18 protein-coding genes and 3 pseudogenes are annotated in these 18,195 nt (G+C 69.0%); 8 read left to right on the top strand and 13 right to left on the bottom strand.

Features of this window, described 5'->3' with window-relative positions; all coding sequences use genetic code 11:
- The first annotated feature begins 42 nt into the window (after nt 1-42).
- A complete protein-coding gene (locus ACIBEA_RS30520; RefSeq protein WP_399266404.1) occupies nt 43-660 on the top strand; it encodes a TetR/AcrR family transcriptional regulator in 618 nt (205 codons plus the stop codon).
- Nucleotides 661-826: 166 nt separating this feature from the next.
- Here ACIBEA_RS30520 and ACIBEA_RS30515 read toward each other — a convergent pair whose 3' ends face one another.
- Nucleotides 827-1,918 carry an alpha/beta fold hydrolase gene (locus tag ACIBEA_RS30515; protein ID WP_399266402.1) on the bottom strand — a complete coding sequence of 364 codons (1,092 nt, stop codon included), beginning with the start codon at nt 1,916-1,918 and terminating at the stop codon, nt 827-829.
- Nucleotides 1,919-2,030: 112 nt separating this feature from the next.
- On the opposite strand from ACIBEA_RS30515, the gene ACIBEA_RS30510 reads away from it, so the two are divergent.
- Nucleotides 2,031-2,771, top strand: a complete 741-nt coding sequence (locus ACIBEA_RS30510) for a TetR/AcrR family transcriptional regulator (RefSeq protein WP_399266534.1) — start codon at nt 2,031-2,033, stop codon at nt 2,769-2,771.
- Nucleotides 2,772-2,866: 95 nt separating this feature from the next.
- Here the strand turns inward: ACIBEA_RS30510 and ACIBEA_RS30505 are convergent, their stop codons facing one another.
- The gene (locus tag ACIBEA_RS30505; protein WP_399266400.1) at nt 2,867-3,478 is read right to left on the bottom strand and encodes a histidine phosphatase family protein; all 612 of its coding nucleotides are present in this window, start codon (nt 3,476-3,478) and stop codon (nt 2,867-2,869) included.
- A gap of 371 nt (nt 3,479-3,849) precedes the next feature.
- Here ACIBEA_RS30505 and ACIBEA_RS30500 point away from each other — a divergent pair, with 371 nt between their 5' ends.
- Nucleotides 3,850-4,029 carry a hypothetical protein gene (locus ACIBEA_RS30500; RefSeq protein WP_399266398.1) on the top strand — a complete coding sequence of 60 codons (180 nt, stop codon included), beginning with the start codon at nt 3,850-3,852 and terminating at the stop codon, nt 4,027-4,029.
- A 102-nt stretch (nt 4,030-4,131) separates the two neighbouring features.
- Here ACIBEA_RS30500 and ACIBEA_RS30495 read toward each other — a convergent pair whose 3' ends face one another.
- Nucleotides 4,132-4,473: a hypothetical protein gene (locus ACIBEA_RS30495; RefSeq protein ID WP_399266396.1), complete on the bottom strand. Its 342-nt coding sequence runs from the start codon at nt 4,471-4,473 to the stop codon at nt 4,132-4,134.
- Nucleotides 4,463-5,220, bottom strand: a pseudogene (locus ACIBEA_RS30490) (transposase); the annotation flags it as partial. The gene ACIBEA_RS30495 and the pseudogene ACIBEA_RS30490, both read right to left, overlap by 11 nt.
- A gap of 535 nt (nt 5,221-5,755) precedes the next feature.
- Here ACIBEA_RS30490 and ACIBEA_RS30485 point away from each other — a divergent pair.
- Nucleotides 5,756-6,547 (top strand): hypothetical protein, encoded by a 792-nt coding sequence (locus ACIBEA_RS30485; protein WP_399266394.1) that lies wholly within the window; start codon nt 5,756-5,758, stop codon nt 6,545-6,547.
- Between the two features lie 440 nt (nt 6,548-6,987).
- Here ACIBEA_RS30485 and ACIBEA_RS30480 read toward each other — a convergent pair whose 3' ends face one another.
- Both ACIBEA_RS30480 and ACIBEA_RS30475 read right to left on the bottom strand, forming a co-directional pair.
- Nucleotides 6,988-7,524, bottom strand: coding sequence for a hypothetical protein (locus tag ACIBEA_RS30480; protein WP_399266392.1), 537 nt, complete (start codon nt 7,522-7,524; stop codon nt 6,988-6,990).
- A 109-nt stretch (nt 7,525-7,633) separates the two neighbouring features.
- A complete protein-coding gene (locus ACIBEA_RS30475; RefSeq protein WP_399266533.1) occupies nt 7,634-7,702 on the bottom strand; it encodes a hypothetical protein in 69 nt (22 codons plus the stop codon).
- Between the two features lie 52 nt (nt 7,703-7,754).
- Between ACIBEA_RS30475 and ACIBEA_RS30470 the strand changes: the two genes are divergently transcribed.
- A complete protein-coding gene (locus ACIBEA_RS30470) occupies nt 7,755-8,066 on the top strand; it encodes a hypothetical protein (RefSeq protein ID WP_399266390.1) in 312 nt (103 codons plus the stop codon).
- Between the two features lie 123 nt (nt 8,067-8,189).
- Here the strand turns inward: ACIBEA_RS30470 and ACIBEA_RS30465 are convergent.
- Nucleotides 8,190-8,546: pseudogene (locus ACIBEA_RS30465) on the bottom strand (MerR family transcriptional regulator); the annotation flags it as partial.
- 116 nt (nt 8,547-8,662) lie between these two features.
- On the opposite strand from ACIBEA_RS30465, the pseudogene ACIBEA_RS30460 reads away from it, so the two are divergent.
- The 3 genes and pseudogenes from ACIBEA_RS30460 to ACIBEA_RS30450 all read left to right on the top strand — a co-directional run.
- Nucleotides 8,663-8,959: pseudogene (locus ACIBEA_RS30460) on the top strand (alkene reductase); the annotation flags it as partial.
- 140 nt (nt 8,960-9,099) lie between these two features.
- Complete coding sequence (locus ACIBEA_RS30455; RefSeq protein WP_399266388.1) at nt 9,100-10,701, top strand: ISL3 family transposase; 1,602 nt, start codon at nt 9,100-9,102, stop codon at nt 10,699-10,701.
- Nucleotides 10,702-10,769: 68 nt separating this feature from the next.
- A complete protein-coding gene (locus ACIBEA_RS30450) occupies nt 10,770-11,297 on the top strand; it encodes a hypothetical protein (RefSeq protein WP_399266386.1) in 528 nt (175 codons plus the stop codon).
- Between the two features lie 1,599 nt (nt 11,298-12,896).
- On the opposite strand, the gene ACIBEA_RS30445 is transcribed toward ACIBEA_RS30450, so the two are convergent.
- The 6 genes from ACIBEA_RS30445 to ACIBEA_RS30420 all read right to left on the bottom strand — a co-directional run bounded on the left by ACIBEA_RS30445 (nt 12,897) and on the right by ACIBEA_RS30420 (nt 17,833).
- A complete protein-coding gene (locus ACIBEA_RS30445) occupies nt 12,897-14,444 on the bottom strand; it encodes an alpha/beta fold hydrolase (RefSeq protein WP_399266384.1) in 1,548 nt (515 codons plus the stop codon).
- 263 nt (nt 14,445-14,707) lie between these two features.
- Nucleotides 14,708-15,526 (bottom strand): hypothetical protein, encoded by an 819-nt coding sequence (locus tag ACIBEA_RS30440; protein WP_399266382.1) that lies wholly within the window; start codon nt 15,524-15,526, stop codon nt 14,708-14,710.
- A gap of 25 nt (nt 15,527-15,551) precedes the next feature.
- A complete protein-coding gene (locus ACIBEA_RS30435; RefSeq protein WP_399266380.1) occupies nt 15,552-15,956 on the bottom strand; it encodes a tail fiber domain-containing protein in 405 nt (134 codons plus the stop codon).
- Entirely contained in the window at nt 15,953-16,237 is a 285-nt protein-coding gene (locus ACIBEA_RS30430) for a hypothetical protein (RefSeq protein WP_399266378.1), read from the bottom strand. Before ACIBEA_RS30430 ends, ACIBEA_RS30435 begins: the two co-directional genes overlap by 4 nt.
- 440 nt (nt 16,238-16,677) lie before the next feature.
- A complete protein-coding gene (locus ACIBEA_RS30425) occupies nt 16,678-17,433 on the bottom strand; it encodes a S1 family peptidase (protein WP_399266376.1) in 756 nt (251 codons plus the stop codon).
- 187 nt (nt 17,434-17,620) lie between these two features.
- Nucleotides 17,621-17,833 (bottom strand): hypothetical protein, encoded by a 213-nt coding sequence (locus tag ACIBEA_RS30420; protein ID WP_399266374.1) that lies wholly within the window; start codon nt 17,831-17,833, stop codon nt 17,621-17,623.
- Nucleotides 17,834-18,195: the final 362 nt, after the last annotated feature.

The raw sequence follows: 18,195 nt of genomic DNA, 5'->3' as shown, positions 1-18,195 counted from the left end.
CTGTTTCAAAACGACGTTATCAGAGGAGGTAGGCTGCTGACCGTGGGTAGGCCCAGAACAAACGACGAGGCCGTCAAAGAGCGGCTTGTGGAGTGCGCGACCGAGATGCTCGCCACCCGTCCGCGGGAGTCCGTCACGGTCCGCGCCGTGGCCACTGCCGCCGAGGCGTCGACGACGGCGGTGTACTCCTTGTTCGGCGGTAAGGACGGGCTGATCCGTGCGGTGCGCGACAGAGCCGTCGCCGGCTTGTTCCAGGACCTGTCGGCGGTGCGGACCTCCGCGGACTCTCTCGCCGACCTCTACGCACTGGCCGTCGCCTACCGTCGTTGGGGGCGTGGCCACAGCCATCTCTACACGGTGCTGTTCGGTGGTGTGCAGTCCTTCGACCCGTCGGGAGAGGCCGGTGCCAGTGACCCGATCCGCCCGCTCCTCGCGGCGATCGATCGCGCCTTGACGGCGTCCGTCCTCGCCGGCGAAGCAACGTCGATCGCCCTGTCGATCTGGGCTGCCCTGCACGGGCTCGTGACTCTCGAACTCGCCGGGGCCCTCGACGCCCCCACGGCCGAGGCCGCCTTCCGCTCGACGATTCACGCCACTCTGCGCGGATGGACGACCCCGGAGGTGTTCCGCAGTCTTCGCCAAACCGAACTCGCCCGGTGACCGGATCAGGGCCGGAATCCAGGCTCTCCCGACCCTGGCTGAAGCTGTGGTGCGTGGTCGGTGAAGACTGGCTGCGTCAGTGACAACCGACTCCAGTGGTGGGCCGGTTCTGACTCCACTGGGGGTATCCAGCCGGACGGCGAGACATCTGCCGGCCACGCACAGGTCAGATGCCTGCTGTACCTGCCGGCTCTCCGGCGACCACGGGCCGCACACGAGTCAGTAGGAGTTCCAGGAACCGCTCTGGCCGTCGGAACGCCGCGAAATGGCTGCAGTCCTCGATCAGCGCGAAGTCCTTGACCGGTGCCTGGACGTCGTCAAAGAAGCGGCGGGCGAGCTCCGGCGGCGTGAGGACGTCCTTGTCTCCCTGGAAGATGAAGAGGGGAAGCTCGAACTTCGTGCCCTCGGCCCAGTCGTCGAACCCGGTGGTGGCCTCAGTGATCTGCTCCGAGATGGTCATGCCCTTGACGAAGCGCCCCAGCTCGCGCAGCGAGTGCAGCGGCGAGAACCACAGGGACCCCATGACAACCTTCTTCATCGTGTCCAGCGTCAGCGGGTCGCTGGTGGCCACCAGCTTGGCGTGCATGGCGCGCTGGCGGGCGGTCCACTGCCGTTCGTCGGGGTCGAGCGCCTCGACTGCCGCCAGTTCCTTGCGCTTTCCGGTCGTACGCAGCCGGGTGAGCAGGGCCTGGTGCACGGAGTCGTCACGGCCGGCGTCGTGGATGTTCTGGTCGGTGCCGATGTATGCGGAGTAGCGTTCGGGGAACTCTCGGGCGAGCCGCAGGCCGAAGGCGCTTCCGTAGGACTGGCCGAGCAGGACGATCTTTTCGGCGCCCAGGCGCACGCGTATGTGGTCGGTGACCTCGATCGCGTCCGCGTGGATCCGGTCGAAGGTCATTTCCCCCTGGCCTTCCGGACCGCTGCGGCCGAGGGTCTTGAGGGCGCCGCGCATGTCCCAGCGGACGATCGTGAAGTGCTTCTCCCAGGATCTCGTGCGTGGTCCGAAGATCGCGGTCGAGGCTCCAGGGCCGCCGTGCAGTTCCAGAACCACCGGGTTGGCCAGATCCTCGCCACGGACCGAAATCCACTGGTCGATGCCGCCGATGCTGACGAAGCCCTGCTCGTCGATGCCGTTCGGAGTGTCGATCTCCATCAGTGAGGCGTTACGGGAACGCTTGATGGCGCGGTGGCCAAGGGCGCCGACCGCGGGTGCGGCAAGGAGGACAGCTGCGGACGTGGCGGCGATGGTGGCGATCACGATGACTCCCTGAAGCGAAACTGTATATGACGTAAGCGGTTGGCTATACGATATAAACAGTAGGGTGAGGTGTCAACGGGTTGCAGCAGAGGCAGAGGAGGCGAAGGTGGCCATGAAGAAGGTCGGGAAGCAGGCCGGCGTGAAGGAGAGCTTCGCGCTGCTGTGGGGCGAGCAGGAGCCGCCGAGCCGGGGCCCGAAGCCGTCCCTCACCGCGGGCCAGATCGCAGAGGCGGCCATCGAGATCGCCGACGCGGAGGGCCTGAGGGCGGTCTCGCTCGCGCGGGTGGCCAAGGAATTCGACGTCACCGCGATGGCGCTCTACCGGTACGTTCCCGGTAAGACGGAGCTCCTCGACCTGATGGTCGACCTTGCGATCGGCCCCCCGACCCCGGTCGCCGGCCTCCCCGGCGGCTGGCGCCCGCAGCTGACCGAGTGGGCCCGGCAGTGCCTGGCGACGTACCACCGCCACCCGTGGATCCTGGCAGCGACCGGCATGCGCCGCCAGATCATGGGTCCTCATCAACTCGGCTGGCTGGACGCAGCCTTGGCCGCGCTGGCCGCGACGGGGCTGTCGGCCGCCCAGCAACACGACACGTTCCTGCTGCTCGTCGGCCATGTTCGCAATGTCGCCCATCAGTACGTCGATGATGACGAGGCGGCGAACGAGGAGTGGGCCCACCTGACGGCCAAGGTCATGGAGCGGGACAAAGAGCGCTTTCCCGCCCTGGCGGCGGTGGTCGCGGCAGGCGGCTTCGCCCCGCAAGGCGGGAATCCGTTGGACTTCGGCCTGGAACGCATCCTTGATGGCGTAGCGGCCCTGATCCCCGGTGACCCGGTTCGGGATTGCCAGTAGGCAAGAACTCACCGGCCAAGCGATCATGCACCCTCCGCTCCGCCCTCCCCGACACGGCCAGGTGGAGTCGGAATCTGCTTCCCGCGCCCCTCACGTCAGATGTGAGGCGGCGGCCTTGCCCTACGGGACGTTCCAAGCAGAGATGACGGGTTGCCCGTCTTCGTGGCCAGGAAGCTGAGAGTGCCCGGATGCGGGTGGCCGAGCAGTCGGCTCGCGGACGCGTCGAGGCCGAGCCAGCGAACGGTGAGCACGCGCGCCAGGTGTCCGTGCGCAACCACAGCGACATCGCCCTCGCTCAGCAGTGGTCGGATGCGGTCCAGCACCGCGTCCGTGCGTGCGGCCACCTGCGCGAGCTCCTCGCCGGGGTGGTCGGCGTCACCGGGAACGACGCCGTCGCGCCACAGGTCCCAGCCTGACCTCGCCTCGCGGATCTGCTCGGCGGTCAGGCCTTCGTAGCCGCCGTAGTCCCACTCCAACAGGTCGGTATCGGGCTTGGCGCCGGTCAAGCCGGCAAGCTCGGCCGTCCGCATGGCGCGGCTCAGCGGGCTACTGAACACGGCAACCAGACGGCGGTGGGCCAGCCTCGGAGCAAGAGCACTGGCCGCAGCCTCGCCCGCTTCGGTCAGAGCCACGTCGGTCCGTCCAGCGTGCTGGCCCGACAGGCTCCACTTGGTCTGGCCGTGCCTGATCACTATCAGCTCACCCATAGCCACGCACACCATTTGATCTTGTGGCACGCCGAGACAGTTTCTTCGCCTTCGCCACCGTGCTACGCGGCGCTTGGTTGTCCATGAGGCCGCAGATGCTGTCCTGATGTGGCGGTGCTTGGTCTGTGCTGGTCAGGCTGGCGTGTGTGGTTCGTGGGGACAGCTTGATGCGGTTAGGTTGCTATTCGGCGTTGGTTCTTCAGTGGTTTGGTGTTTCTTTTTCAGTAGGTTTTGGGTGCTTTGATGTGCAGGTTTGTGGTGATGATGCGGTTCCTGTTCTGAGGGGTCGGCGCTGATTCGTCGCTGAAGAGTGCCGCCGAGTCTGGGGTGGAGCTCGTGCCGAGTCGTAGGCATTGGGCCGGTATGCGTGGTTGGGCGAGGTCTCGTGTTGCCCAGCCGGGTGGGAGCTTGGGGAGCGCGATGAGAGCGTCGATGTCGAGGTTTTCGAGGAGGAATACCTTGAGGTGGCGGCCGTCGATGAGTTCCAGCCGGTGGCCCACGTCCTGGTCTGCGATGAGGCGCAGTGGCTGTCGAAGATGTGGTGTGGATGAGCCGGTTGTTTCGTTGGTGGGGGTTTCTTTTCTTGTGGTGGGTCGTTGGGTTCGTTGGTGGTGGCGTGGTTGTTCAGGTGCTGCCTTGACTGAGCTTGCCGTTTAACCTCCGCTGCCCGTCGGGGCAGGTTCGATCGGCGTAGCGAGGGTTACTTGGGCAATCCATGACCAGGGCTCCGGGGGCGGATCCCAGGTCACCTCGACGGCGGTGTCGTGGACGTCGCGCGCGAGTTCCATGACCATGACTGCCGCAGCGGCTCGCGCGTCCTGCGGGGCGGTGTCGATCGGAATGTCCAGGCGCCCGCAGAGCATGCCGCCTTCCACGGGTTGGATCATGAAGCGCCAGCCTTCCGGTGTCGCCAGCAGGACGATCCCCTTCGGAATGCCCCAGGTGGGGCGCTTCTTCTTCGCGCTCTTGCATCTCACCATGCCGCTATCCAACATCGTCGGGATCGTGGCGACGAACGGGGGCAGGGCTGCTGCCTCGGCGCGGTCTGGTGCCCTTCTTGTGGTGAGCGGGGCGGGCGTAGGGCTCGCCGGTGGCGAGGACGCGTCCAACGGCGTAGCGGGTGGCGGGTTGTCGGTTCTTCGAGCCGACCGGGCGTCCGGGGCCGGGGCGAGTGGGTTTTGGTGCACCGGCTGGCGTGCCCGTCTTCGCGTGCAGGTTCCCGAACCCGCGGCGGACCCGGGCGGGGTGAGTCTGTTCGGTTCCGCGGGTCGTTCCCAGGCACGTCGGAGGTCGCGTGCGAGCGGGCGGGCGAGGCGGAGCTGAGCGTGCGCGGCCAAGACGAGCCAGGTCCAGCGGTCTGCCGCCGCCGAGTCCCGCAGCTTGGGCCGGGTCCAGCCGAGCGTCTGCTTGAGCAGGCGAAAGGTGTGTTCCACATCGAAGCGGCGGAGGAACGCTTGCCAGCACCGGTCGACGTCGGCGGGGCCTGCGCCGGTGCCTGACCACCACAGCCAGACGGGCTTGTTCACCCCGCCGCTGGGCAGTTTTTCGACTGCCAGCCGGATTACGGTGCCCTTGATGATGGGCAACGGTCCCTCGTGGTCCAGCCAGGCCGCCCGTCGGGTCAGCCGGGGGTGCAGCCGGTCCCATGCCTGCGCGGTCGCGGTCCCGTATCGGTCAGTGTTGGTGACGGTCGCCGCGGTGACCTCGCCCCCTACCGGCCGCGTCCGCGGCACCGGAACCCTCGGCTGGACCCGCGCCATGAAGCAGTTCAAAATCCGGTTCGGCGACCGACTCCCCCTCTAACCCACATCAACAGACAGTAACCACGACAGGAACCAGAACCAATGGAGCATCACACCGATCACACACAACCCAGTTGACATCCTCCGCGGCCGCGATGGTGCACGCCGCGGGCATCGCGGAGCACGGCGACGAACAGGCCTGCCGGTGGATCGCGGTGCGGCACGCGGACGACCACATCCACATCGCGGCGACCCTGGCCCGTCAGGACGGCCGGCACCCCCGCGTGCGCGGGGGACATCCTCAATATGCACACCGCCGCCCGCACCTTCGAAGCCCGCTGGGGCCTCACCCCGATGTCCCCGCTCGACCGGACTGCGCGCCGCCGCCCCGTCACCGGCGAGGCCGAGAAAGCCGCCCGCCGCGGCCTGGCGGAGACCCGCCCGGGAGTCCCTGCAGCGCACCGTCCGCACTGCGGCCGCGCTCGCCCACGGCGACACCGATTTCCTCGACCGGCTCCGTGACGCCGGATTCCGCGTGTGTGAACGACGCGACGACGACGGCGCGCTCGTGGGGTACTCGGTCGCGCTGCCCGGCGACCGGGCCGACGGCGGCAGCCGGCCCGTCTGGTTCGCCGGATCCACGCTCGCCTACGACCTGTCCCTGCCCCGCGTCCGCGAACGCGGCCCGCCTCCAGGCCGACACCTCCTGGAAGGACAGCCCGTCCTCCACCGCGGTCGGCCGTCTCGTGGACGCGACCCTGCACTCCCTGACGACCCCGCCCTCGGCGCCGGCCGCGCCCGCGTCCCGCACCCGGGTCTCCCCGGGGGCGGCTCGCGCCCGCTCCACGACCACGCTCGCCGCCGCGGCCCCCGGGCAGCAGGCCCCGACGGAAGCCGCCGTTCCCGCCCACCGGCAGCAGGCCGCACCGGCCAGGGGCGCGGCGGTGACGGCGGTAACTCCCGCACCCGGGCGGTGGGGCTTCCGGGCGGGCGCGGACCGGGTGCGGGCTGCTGGGGGGCGCTGCCGGGCCGGGACCGGATCGGGTTCGAGGGTCTGCTGCTGACCGGCGCGCTGTTCGCGGCCGCCTGGAGGACGGGCCACTTCGGTCTGGTGCAGGCGGACTTCGTCCTGTCGGTCCTGTCCGGCACGGTAGGTGTGGCCACGTTGTACCGGGGCGCCGTGTGGCGGCCGGAGCCCGCCCCACCTGTGGCGGAGCCGCTGGTGGCGCCCTCGGAGGAAGTCCAGAGGCACGCCGCACGCGAGGCGGGCACGGCCACCGGCGCCTGGCCGGGGAAGAACTGTGAGGAGGGGGGAGAGGGATGGTGAGGACGGGGAGGCAGCGCCGGGCCGGTGGCAGCGCGTTGGCGGGGCTCGTGCTGGCCGCGGCCGGGTGGTGGGCGCAGTGGTCCGGGTACGAGGTCGCGGGTATGGCCTTGACCCTGCTGGCCGGGGTTGTGGTGCTGGGCGGTGCGTGGCGCTTGGGCGCCTTGCACCTGCCGCAGACCGCCGAACCGGCGCCGGACGTCCCCGCGTTGGTGCCGCCGCCCTCGGCACGGGCCAAGGCGGACCAGGAGCGTTCGCTGCGGCTGCTGAAGGCGATCGACGAAGCCGCCGACGACGGGACGGTGGGGGAGTGGTCGGAGTTTGAGCGGATCGTGTTGTACGGAGTGGTGGAACTCCCGGGCCGGGCCGGGAGTATCCGCCGCCTGGGCAAGGCTACCCGCGCTCGTGAACGCACGGCAGCGCGTGGTGGAGAAAACCTGACGTCACAAAGGGGGAGTGCGATGTCGAAGACGAGTACCGGGCGGGAGCCGGCCGCGGTGGCCTTCGAGCTGCTGGAGGCGGTGGCGCTGGACGAGGCAGCCCGCGCGGGCGGCGCCCATCCGGCGCCGAACTGGGGGATGTACCGGGCCCTGACGGCCGCGCTGGAGCACTGGCACGACGCGGGGTCGCTGCGCGAGGGCTCCCTGCTGCTGGTGGAGCACCTCGCCGTCGAGCTGACCGCCCACCGCTACCAACAGCTCGGCGACCGGGCAACGGTCCAGCGCTGGCTGGCCGAGTTCGGCGACGACGTCGCCCGCGCCCAGCAGCACGCCCACCCGGCCGGGCCGACCGCGGTGGACATCCTCGGGCACATCGTCGGCGAAGGCCCGACCGTGCGCGGCGGGGGCGGTGTGCGGCTGGCCCGGATCGGCGCCCCGTACCTGCTGTACGTCCGCGACGACCATCAGGTCGAGGACGCCCGCGAGATGGCGCTCACCTTCGGCATGTGGGCAGCCGCCGCACTCGCGCAGCTCCTGCACGACGACCCGGTCCGCATCACCACCTACATCACCACCCGGCCGCGCACGCGGCGCGCGAGCGGTAGCCGGCCCCCGCCAGCCGGCCGGAGCCGGTTCGTTCGCCGGGGGTTCAGCCGGGCATGCCGAGCAGGTTGTCGGGGCCACAGTAAGGACATGGTTCGACGCCTTCGGCGAGCATCCGGCGCGCCTCTTGGTGCTCCAGGGGCTTGCCGACGCCCATCGTGCCCTTCATGCAGGCCTTCCCCGACGCTGCGGACTTCGCCACCGCTCGCGAGCAGACCGTGCGAGCGATCACCGAACTGGCCTGCCGCGCCCAGGAGTCAGGCCGGCTGCGCCCCGGGTTCGTCGTCGACGACCTGATCCTCATGCTCATGGCCCACCAGTGCCTTCACCACGCGCCGCGCCCTGCCCGGCTCGCGGCCTCCCGCCGCTTCACCGCCTATGTGATCGAGGCATCCCGCTCCACCCCCTCCGAGCAAGCGTCCGCACAACTGCCGCCGGCCCCGCACCTGCGGCACGCCCACTCATCCGGCACGTCGTGATCCCGACGCCACCGCAGCCCGGAGTGTCTGCCGACCGGAGCGTCCGTTGCCGGAGGAGCCAGGCTGCGGTCGGCAGGACGGCTGCGGGGCCGGATCCGAGCCGCCGCCCGTACTTGGGGCCGTCATCTGGTCTCGGTGTGCCCGGGCGGTGGTCATCAGCGCGTCGAGGCTGTCCCTGGTCCGCAGCAGCTCGGCGATGTGGGCGGAGAGACGTTCGCGCTCCAGCGCCATCCGCTCCAGCGCGGCATCGGAAGCCTCCTCGCTGGGCGTTTCGACGCAGGGCATCACCTCGGTGATGGTGCGGCTGGACAGGCCGGCGGTGTACATCCGCTGGATGAACGCGATCCGCTCGACCTCGCCTTCCGTGTAGTGCCGCTGCCCGCTGGGACTGCGGGTGCTGGTGAGCAGCCCCTGCTCCTCGTAGTAGCGCACCGACCGGACGCTGACTCCGGCGCGTGACGCGAGTTCCCCGATCCGCATACAGCCTCCCGACCGAATCCCGCGTCACAAGCCCTTGCCCCTGACATCGGTGTGAGGTTCTAGCGTAGCCGTTGCGCCGAAAGTGCGGACACAGCAACAGCTACGAAGGAGTCCTGATGATGAGTCTCTTCAGCAGCTACGAACTGGGCGGCCTCACGCTGCCCAACCGCATGGTGATGGCACCGATGACCCGGGTCCGGGCCGCCGATGGCGGTCTTGCGACCCCGTCGATGGCGGCCTACTACGCCCAGCGGGCCAGCGCCGGGCTGATCGTGAGCGAAGGGGTGCAACCGAGCCTGATCGGGCAGTCGAACCCGGGCACCCCCGGACTGCACACCGACGAGCAGGTCGAGTCCTGGCGCTCTGTGACCGCCGCGGTCCACACCAGCGGGGGACGGATCTTCGCCCAGATTGGCTTTGTTCATGTTCAGCGGTTCTGGCTCAGGTTGTGTGATCTGTTCACAGTGAGTGACCGCTGAACTCCGGGCACGGGCCTGGGAAGTTGCCTCAAAGCGAACAGTGGTAAGAGTGACTGGGCCGACAGTTCGGGGCTGTGAATGAGATCTTGCTCCGGCTGGAGGAGTTGCTGTTCCCGTCGATCGCCAATGTCGCGGTGCTATCGGTCGACGTGAACATCGCGATAGTGCGTGTTGATGTGCGGTGCACCGCCGCGGGCGCTTCGTGTCCGGTGTGCGGGTTATGGTCCGTCCAGGTGCACGGTTCCTACCTGCGGTTTCCCGCTGATGTTCCGAGTGCGGGACGCAGCGTCGTGCTCCAGTTGCGGGTTCGCCGATTCATTTGCGGGAACGCCGAGTGTCGGCGCCGCACGTTCGTTGAGCAGATACCCGGCCTGACCCGAAGGAACGGCCAGCGGACCGAGCGGCTGCGCTCGACCCTGGCCGCGATCGGTCTGGCTCTCGCGGGCCGGGCCGGCGCCCGCTTGGCTAGAGTCGTCGGGGTGCCGGTCAGCCGCAGCACCGTTCTGCGGCTGGTCGACGCACTTCCCGAGCCCGAGGTGCCCACTCCCCGAGTGGTCGGCGTCGACGAGTACGCCACTCGCAAGGGCCGCCACTACGGAACCGTCCTCGTGGACGTCGAAACCCGTCGGCCGATCGATCTGCTGCCTAACCGGGAGTCATCGAGCCTAGCCGCGTGGCTGTCCCAACGGCCCGGCATCGAGGTCGTCTGCCGCGACCGCGCCCCGTTCTTCGCCGAGGGCGCCACCGTCGGCGCCCCGCAGGCCGTACAGGTCGCGGACCGCTGGCACCTCTGGCACAACCTCAGTGAGGCCGCCGAGCGGAGCATCGCCCAGCACCGCCGATGTCTGGGTGTCCTCGTCTCCGAGACGCCTGAACCGACCGAAACGGAGCCCGACCCGGCGGAGGAGTCGTCCGGCTCGCCATGGCCGACCGGCCACCGGTTCGCCGACCGGACACGGACCATGCATGCCACGATCCACGCCCTGGTCGAGGCAGGACACAGCCGGCGTGCGATCCAGCGGCAGCTCGGCATGACCAGCCGAACCGTCAAACGGTACGCGGACGCCTCCAAACCGGAAGACCTCTTCACCGGTCAGTGGCAGGGCCGGACCTCGGTCCTCGACGAGTACAAGCCCTACCTGGACGACCGCTGGCATGCGGGCTGCACCAACGCCTGGAAGCTATGGGAGGAGATCGTGCCACTCGGGTATCAGGGCAGCTACCAGCGCGTTCGCGCCTACATCCGCCAGAAGCGCACCTCCCCACGACCGGTGACAGCCCGCCCACCCTCGCCCCGGACCGTCGCCGGATGGGTCCTCCGGCACCCCGAAACCCTCTCCGAGACCGACCAACTCCACTTGAAAGGCGTCCGGGCCAACTGCCCCGAGATCGACGCACTCACCAGACACGTCCGATCCTTCGCCACCATGCTCACCGAGCGCCAGGGCGAGCGCCTGCCAGACTGGCTCGACGCCGTCAGACAGGACCACCTCCCCAGCCTCCACACCCTCGCCGCGGGCATCGACCGCGACCGCGAAGCCGTCATCGCCGGCCTCACCCTGCACTGGAGCTCGGGCGTCGTCGAAGGCCATGTCAATCGCATCAAGATGATCAAGCGCCAGATGTTCGGTCGCGCGGGCTTCGCCCTCCTACGGAAACGGGTCCTCATGTCGTGATCACCGAACCATGCAGAAGGAACTCGATGGCAGCACCGTCTGCGGGTATGCGAGCCTCCTTGTCCCAGATGCCGATCGAGAAGACTGTGATGACCCGCGACGACGCTCTCAAACAGCTCAACCACATCGCGCGCGAGAGGGCCTTCGGTCGGCACGTCGGGTCTGACCGACTCATCGAGGCAGGGCTGGACGCGCTGATTGCCGGGATTGAGAGTCCCTCCCTCGCCATGCTGGCCGGCCTCCTCCGGAGCGAAGAGCCTGAAGCCTCGGCACTCTTCGACCAAGTGCTGGAGGAGTTGGGGCTGCTCTTCCACCCTCCCGCTGACCCTCGGGCCGCGAAGTGGGCGATGGCCTACTGGATCGCCGGTCAGATCGCCGACGGCTCCCTGGATCCCGCCGCCGGCGCCCACCTCATCTGGGCGGACATCGCCTACGACCTCGGCTACCCCGAAGAGCTGGAACCTCTCGTCCATTGCGCGCACAACCTGGACGGCTGGGAGGAGAGCTGGGGAGTTTCGTTCGGGGAACTCCAGAGCGAAGCAGTGCAGGCAGCGGAGCAGTTCCTCAGCAAGCGGTCGGCCGCAGAAACGGGCTGACCGCCGGTTCATTCTCGCCACCGGGATTGGGCGCCCACTACCTGAACCGTTCACTCAGCGTGGCCGCACCACAGAAGCTGAGCCAGAACCACAACCCGTGAATAAAGCCACGGGGCAGTCCCATTCGTCGAGCGATTCGATCACGACAGGGTGATTGCAAAAGACGCACGTACGCATGCCCTCACCGACCTGCTCTTCCACACACGCTTCATCGCTCATGACAGGTAGAGTGCCACCCGACCACCTTGACCAAAGACATAGGGGCCCCCGCCACGACGGGCGGAGCAGCCTGTCACGCACAGGCCACGCCGAGCCTCGCGGACGGCGAGCTGGTCGGCGGTGAGCTTGTCGCGCCGGCTTTTGGAGTTCGAGACCGATACGCCAAGTTCTGACAGCAGGGACAGACTGAGCTGTCCAGGGTGGGCGGAGCCAGCGTGAAGTGCCGCCGTAGGCGTCCTTGCTTGCTCGGCGCGTCCCGCACACACCGCCTGGAGCTGGAGCTGGAGTGGGTGGTGGTTGCCGCGGTGATGACGGAGGCGACCGTCTGGTCGAACCCGGTTCCGGTGGTGTGCGCGTCGAGGATGAATCGGGCGACGTCGGTAGGGCGGACGTCGAGGTGGCCCATCGCGGCCGCGATGTCCGGCTGGGCGCGGGAGGCCTGGGGCGCGTCGGGCACCAGGCCCTGCGAGGCATCTGGGCCATACCGTCGTCCTGTGGTGCTTGCGGGACCGCATGCGTGGGCTGGCCCGCGGCCGGGCACCAGCGGCAGGTCTGCTTGCCTCGCCCTGCTCCGCCCATGCAGTCGAGTCTGCTGCGCAGGTGTTCAGCCCGCTTCCAGCTCACGCGTCCTCGAGGACGCGGGGGCGGTGATCGCTGTGATCGCGGTGATGGTGCCTTCGACTGTGCCGGAGGCGCCGCTACCGGGCCGGGCGTGGTGCGGACACCGGGCGGGGCGGCGGAGCGGGCACTGCGGCTTCCGTTGGGGAGTTGGGCTGCGGGAGGGCTGGCGGACCCGGGGTGCGATGCGTGCGAGCTTGGCGCTGCAGCACGAGGGCCAAGGCGGGCGAGGTACCGGCCGCGGCTGCAGAGGCCGACGCCGACTCCCGTGTTGCGACGTATCCACAGGTACAAGGGGAACCGAGAAGATGCTGCTCCACCTCGGAGACGAGGCTCCCACCTGCCGGCGCTGAGCGCCCCGGGCCTGTGAGTGCGATCTGCTCTCCTCTGCGGCCGCCGAGTCTCCCCGGGTGGCCGGGCGCCCTGCTGCCCCCGGCGCCGGCGCCGCGGGATACAGCGGTGCCCGCCCCGGGCCCCGGGCGCCTGATCGGGCGCGTTGAGCCGACCGGCCACCGCTACCAGTAACTCGGAGGCAGGGGCCGGCCGGCCGTGGAGTGCCGGATGCGCGAGGTCGGCGATGAGGTGGCCCGCGCTCCGCGGCACGCCGATCCGAGGGCCGGCTGCGGTGGGGTTCCTCGTGCTGGTCATCGGTGAGGGCGTGGCCGTGGGCGCTGCACCACCTGCGTCGGTGATCCAGAGCTGCCACCTGCTGCTCCCGCCGACGACGGGAGTGAGCCCGACGGGCCGGGACGGGTGGCTTCGTTAGTGCAGGTCTGGGATGGGGCTGCCGTCGTAGGTGCGGTGGGAGGGTTCGCTGTGGCCGGTGAGGAAGGCGACGGCGTCGTGTGCGGGGGTGGTGAGGTGGGGGAGTGAGCTGTGGACATCGTCGTTGATGATGCTGAGGGAGCCGCCGATGGTGTCCTTCATCTGTTCGGCCCAGGGCAGTGGCGTGTTGGTTTCGGTGGAGTGGCCGAAGAGCTGAAGGGGGCTGGTGCCCTTGGCGAGCTGTTCGCGCTGGCCGGCGAACGGCCATCCAGAACACTGCGTGATGTTGGCGTTCGTGTAGCCGGCGACGGGGTACTTCTGCTGCAGGGTCAGGGACTGCTGCCAGTGGTTTTCGAAGGTCCGTTGTCCGGTGGCGCCGTTGCAGTTGAAGGCCCTGAGGACGAATTCGAGATCGCCGTCCTGCAGCGGCTGGCCGAAGCCAGAGCCGGGTCCGTTGGTCGGGGAGGGGGCGAGGGCGGGGCGAGGGGTGGGTTCGGGCGCGCGGCCCGCTGAGATCTCGCTCAGCTTGTGGGCATTGCTTGCCCAGTGGGCCCGGGGCGAGGTGAGGTAGGTGTTGAAGGCCTCGGCACTCACGCCTTCGTGAGGGTGGGTTTCGAGCTCGGTGCGCAGGTTCAGGAGCTTCTTCGACACTTGGGTGGCGCTGTCGCCGAGGTGCAGGCGGTCGTGGCGCTCGGCGATCCACGCGGCGAAGTTCTCAAAGCGTCGCTGGGTGGCGGCGACCTGGGCCTCGTTCTCATCGACGGACTGCCAGGAAGCAAGGACGGAGTCGAACACCATCCGCTGCACCCGGCTGTCGAACTGGCTGCGGTAAGAGGCGCCGAGAGCTGTCCCCCAGGAGTTTCCGAGGTAGCTCACCTTCTCCTCGCCGAGGGCCGCGCGGATCCGGTCCATGTCCCGGGCCGCGTTGGGGGTCGTCATCGACTGGCTGAAGGCGGGGTCCTTGCCCGCGCACTCGGCAAGGGCCTGGCCGTAGGCGGCGTCGAGGAGCTTGCTGCGTTCCTTGCCCGTGATGTGGGCGGGGGGCCGGGGGATGGTGTCGGCGGCCAGCTGCGGGCATCCTGGCTTGTCGCTGTGTCCGGTGCCGCGGATGTCGAACCCGATGAGGTCGAAGTGCGCTCCCAGCGCGCGCATCTCGCCCGACAGGACGTCCTTGGGCGCGGTGAGGCCCTCGACCCCTGGTCCCCCGGGGTTGATGAGCAGCACACCTTGGCGCTGGGCGGGGTCGCTTGCCTTGATCCGGGAGATGGCGACCCTGGTGAGGCGGCCGTCGGGGGAGCCGTACTCCAGGGGGACCTCCACCATCGCGCACTCGGTCGCTGTGTCCTTGGCGTCCCACTCCGCGGCGACCTGCGTACACGGCTTCCAGTCCAGCGAGCTGCCGTGCGGGGTGTCGGTGCCCATGGCGGCGTGTGCGAGCGGGGCGCAGGCCAGCGCGAGGGCCACGGCGAACGCGGGTGGGGCGGCGCGCACGGCTCGTCGTCCGGCGGCCCCGACGTGCCGTGCGGGGCTCGGCGGATGCTGCACGTGATTTCTCCTTTGTCGAGGGTCGTCTTCCCCCGCGGGAAGCGGGGGCGTGATGCGGCCGCCGCGATGGCGTTGGCCGTGGGATCAGGCGCCTACGGCGCGGGACGTTCCTGGGCTCCCGGCGCGGTGTTCCTGGGCATCGCGGCCGGGGGAGGTGGGGGAGCCCTGCCCGTGTCCGGGCAGGGCTCCCCGGGGACCCGACGAGGTGGCCAGGACGCCGAAGGTTGTGTGGCGTCCGGTGGCGTCTCGATCAGGTCGGGGTGCTACTTGACGAGTTCCCAGGCGCGGGAGTTGCTGGGGAGGACGTCTGCCCAGCCTGCGTAGCCCGCTGTTCCGTTGGGGTGGCTGTCGCTGTTGAATCCGATGACGCCGTTGAGCATGCCGCCGTTGGGGATGAGGTGGTACTTGTTGGTCTGGTCGGGGGTGTAGCCGATTTCGCGGTAGCGGATGCGGCTCTTGCCACCGCCGGCGTCTTCCAGCGACCAGAACGGGACGTTGTAGGCTTCGCCGCTCTCGGTGAAGCAGGGGCCGGTGACGACTTCGTGGTTGCCGGTGAGGAGCGGACGCAGGCACTTGCCCTGGTCGGGTCCGTCGGATACTTGGATCTGGAACACGGCGGCGTCGCCCTCACCGAACACCATGGGCTTGGCCGGCTCGATGGCGGTGATCTTGAAGTGGGAGCTGAGACCTGCGGCGTGTGCGTCGCTCCAGCCCTCGAGGTGGTGGTTGCCGTCCTTGACCCGCATGTACCAGCCGCTGCTGTTGGCGTCCGGGACCTTGATCCGGAACTCGTCGCGGGCCAGGACGTCCGCGCGCGGCGGGGCACCGGGGTCCTCGCTGCATCCCGCAGCCTTGTACTGGGCGTACAGCACGAGGTAGCCGATGGCCGTGGGGGTGCTGTTGCCGACGACCCCGCTGTTGCCCAGCGCGTTCATCTGGTCGCGGATGGTCGTGCACTTGGCGGGTTCCGCCGAAGCTGCGGTGGCCGAGAGGCCAACGGTGGCCAGGGAGGCCACGACGGCCATCGCCATGGTGGTGGCGGGGAGCCGGTTCGGTCGGTTCGTGGGGCGTGCTGCTCTCATGGGAAATTGCCTCTCCGCTTGTGTTTCAGGATTCGGGGCCGGCGGCTGTGTGCCCCCGGTCAGAGCTCGGGTGGGCTGCCTGGCGCAGGGCGGCGACGTCGTCCTGGAGCGCGGTGATGGTGCGGTGCAGGGCCTGCACGGCGAGGAGGGTGACACCGTTGATGTCGACGCAGTCGATAGCGCTATGGCCCTCGCCCAGGCCGAAGGCCGCTTTGAAGTCCTGCGACATGGGGCCGAGGTGGCGAATGCCCGGGGGCTCCCACGCGTAGCGCCAGGTGCTCACCGGCAGGACGGAGAGTTCGTGCAGGACCTCGTATGCGTTGACGGCCAGGAGAGTCTCCGCTGTGGTCGCCGGGTCTGCGAGGCTGTTGACGGTCAGCCGCGGTGGGCTCGCGCGGGAGGCTGTTCCAGGATCGGCGGGGCTGGTCACGAGCGGGTCCAGTCGGCCGGGAGGATGTCGGTCTTCAGGGTGCGGTCGCTGGGATTGCGGGAGGGCTGACCGGCGGAACCGTCGCCGAGCTGGTCGGTCGAGCATGCTCCGCCGGGGAGGCTGTCCAGGGGACCGCAGGAGGGCTTGGGCTCCTCCGCTGCCCGGAGGCTGAGGTCAGGGCTGGCGGTGTCAGTGCCCCCGGGGATGGAGGCCAGGCCGGCGATCCCGAGGAGAGCAGCACCGGCGCCGCACGCGGCAATCTGAAGGGCTTTCTTCTTCATCGAATACTCCGTCGATACATGTGGGTGGGTCGGGGTGGGTGAGTGCGTCCCCCGGGGCAGGGCACGGATCTGATGTCGGCCTGCCGAGTGCCGAGCAGCCGCGATAGCGCGGCGGGCGAGGCGGCGCGTTGGACTCCCCGGCGCGTCGCGATGACCAGGCGCGTCACGTCGCGGGATGACGCGCGAGCGCACCGAAGGGGAAGGCGTGATGCGGGGGCCGTAGGCGTGACCGGGGCCGACCCGATAGAGCCGTACAGGGCATGGCGGCCCGGGCAGCTGGCGCAGCCTCCCGCACCGGAGCAAGCCCCAGGGCAGCATCGCGCCCTGTCCGCAGGCCGGGCGTGAACGCCGAGGGGTAACTATTCGGCTCCTCGTCTCGCAGCGGTCTCGTGTGATTGAGGGAAGGCGCGGGCACGCGGCGGCGGGATGAATTCGGACGACTACCGTGCGGCGGCGATGGTGGAATCGATCCAGTTCCGGAAGGCCGGCACGCTGCTGTAGATGGTGGGATCGGTACCCACTTCGCCGCCGCTACCGGACGTCGCGCCGGCCAGCGACCAACTGCCGTTTTCGCGCACGAGGGCAGGCCCACCCGAGTCCATGTTGGCCGCGCCACGCCCTCCAACGGAGGCGACGCAGATCTCCTTCACGGCCACCAGGCCGGATTCGTGACAGACTCCGTCGTCGAGTCGGCTGGTCGTGAGCTCGCGCAGGTCGTCCGGCCAGCACGAGGGCCCGGACTGCTGGCAGGTGTTGCCCCAGCCGAGGATGTGGACCGCTTCGCCGGTGTCCGCCGCATGGGCCGCGACGGCGACAGGCTGAGCCGCGGACGGGTTCTTGAGCTTCAGCAGGGCGATGTCACCCCCGTGCACGCCGTCCGGGTGGCGCACATAGCGTTCCACGTCGATGAGTTCACCGCCCGAGGACACTGACGTCGAGCCAATCCGCACCTTCCAGCCGTTGAGCTCGCCGCGCACGCAGTGCCCAGCCGTGACCATCCACTCGGGAGCGATGAGGGTGGCGCCGCACACGTGGTGGTCGGGGCGGGGCGAGTCGGGACGTTGCAGGGACCCCATGAAGGGTGCAGGCGTGGTGGCCGGTGTCCCGTTGATGATGGCGTGCGCTGACGTGACGCTCAGACCGAGCGAGGTGACGGCCATCAAGGCAGCGAGCGAAGCAATTCTCTTTCGGTTCATGAAGTGATCTTCGTGAGTCTATGTTTCTCGCAGTGCAATGCCGCGTTTCACATTCCCATCGGAATGGTTTCAATCCCTGGCGGCGATATGAGGAGAATCCTGGAAGAAAAGACGGTTAGGCCGCCTCCATGTTCGGAGGCGGCCTAGCCGTCACGTTTTCAGTTCTGCCCTGCGGGTCGCGCTCGTCCTACAGTGGATACCAGGGTTCGGCGAGGATTGTGTCGAGGTTTATTTCTGCTCCGCGGCGATTGTCGTGTGAGGACTGGGAGAGGGCTGTGGCGAGCACGCGGCGGATGGCCTGGGTATCGGATTCCGCGCCGAGGACCCAGTACTGGCGTCCGTGGGCCGGCCCGTCGCCGGTGGTACGGACGGTGGCTGCGCTGATGTACCAGAGAGGCATGGGAATCCTGGGAAGTGGTGCGGTTGGGGGATTGCGGCGCCGCGCCCCGGCCGGGGAGGGCCAGGCCGGGGAGGGCCACTGGTCGGCCGCCGATTGAGCTGCTGGTGGCCAGCAGTCCGGGTCGAGGCGATCTGGTCTGCAGCTGTCCGCGGGAGGGGGCCTGCCGCATTCAAGTCTCCGGTAGAGATACGGAAGTACCCGGGTGCCTTTCGAGAGAGGTGAGCCCTCACTTTTGTATCCTTGCGGCCGCAAGCTGATCGGCGGGGCGATAGAGGGACCTCAGTGCCACACGACCCGGACCGGAGAATTCTCCTGCCGCGGATGTGGTATTCGTTGATTTTTGCTGATGGCGTAAGACTTGC

The sequence above is a fragment of the Streptomyces sp. NPDC051555 genome (assembly GCF_044454405.1).
Classification (GTDB): Bacteria; Actinomycetota; Actinomycetes; order Streptomycetales; family Streptomycetaceae; genus Streptomyces.
This window is presented reverse-complemented; position numbering and strand designations above follow the sequence as displayed.